The organism is Cupriavidus sp. GW821-FHT02F09, from assembly GCF_059421605.1.
This window is the reverse complement of record NZ_JBWKVH010000121.1, coordinates 1-557: the sequence shown is the minus strand read 5'-3', so window position 1 is coordinate 557 and position 557 is coordinate 1. Positions and strand designations below refer to the sequence as shown.

The 557-nt window shown below is 67.0% G+C and carries 1 protein-coding gene; it reads right to left on the bottom strand.

The window, feature by feature from the left end; all coding sequences use genetic code 11:
• The coding region (locus AC07XB_RS39060) for an NAD(P)(+) transhydrogenase (Re/Si-specific) subunit beta (protein WP_493688210.1) at positions 1-557 on the bottom strand (557 nt) is incomplete at both ends.

The window sequence follows — 557 nt, the reverse complement described above, 5'->3', positions numbered from 1 at the left end:
ACGTTCATGTGGCCCGGCATGCGGCCCGCCACCGGGTGGATGGCGTACTTCACCGTCACGCCTTTCTCGACCAGCTTCTCGGTCAGTTCCTTGAGCGCATGCTGCGCGCGTGCCACCGCCAGGCCGTAGCCCGGGACGATGATCACGGTCTCGGCATTGCCCATCAGGAAGGCCGCGTCGTCGGCCGAGCCGGACTTCACGTTGCGCTGCGCCTGGCCGCCGGCAGCGGCCGCCGCGGGCGCGCCGCCAAAGCCGCCGAGCAGCACGTTGAAGAACGAACGGTTCATGGCCTTGCACATGATGTACGAGAGGATGGCGCCGGAGGACCCCACCAGCGAGCCGGCGATGATCAGCATCGGGTTGTTCAGCGAGAAGCCGATGCCCGCCGCGGCCCAGCCCGAGTACGAGTTCAGCATCGACACCACCACCGGCATGTCGGCGCCGCCGATCGGGATGATGATCAGCACGCCCAGCACGAAGGCGATCGCCAGCATCAGCAGGAAGGGCAGCCAGTCCTGCGACAGGCAGAAGATGATGCCGAAGCCGATCATGGCCAC